Genomic DNA, 329 nt, shown 5'->3' with positions numbered 1-329 from the left:
CGAGCGGAGAGAGAACGTCATCGCTCTCGGCCCCAGCGGCACGGGCAAGACGCATGTAGCACTCGGCCTGGGCCTGGCCGCCTGCCAGAAGGGATTGTCCGTCGGCTTCACCACGGCCGCAGCCCTGGTCAGCGAGATGATGGAGGCGCGCGACGTCTGCTGCGGTTCCAGAAGCAGATGGCGGCCTATAACCTGCTGATCATCGATGAGCTGGGCTTCGTGCCGCTCTCCAAGACCGGCGCGGAATTGCTGTTCGAGCTGATCTCGCAACGATACGAGCGAGGCGCGACCCTGATCACCAGCAATCTTCCGTTTGACGAATGGACGGA

General features: G+C 63.2%; 1 pseudogene. It reads left to right on the top strand.

Going from position 1 to position 329, the window contains the following annotated elements:
* A pseudogene (locus DUT91_RS25255) lies at positions 1-329 on the top strand (ATP-binding protein); the annotation flags it as partial.

It is taken from the genome of Paramesorhizobium salinisoli, assembly GCF_003335045.1.
Taxonomy (GTDB): Bacteria; Pseudomonadota; Alphaproteobacteria; order Rhizobiales; family Rhizobiaceae; genus Paramesorhizobium; species Paramesorhizobium salinisoli.
Note: the sequence above shows the minus strand (reverse complement) of the source record. Positions and strands in the feature narration are given on the sequence as shown.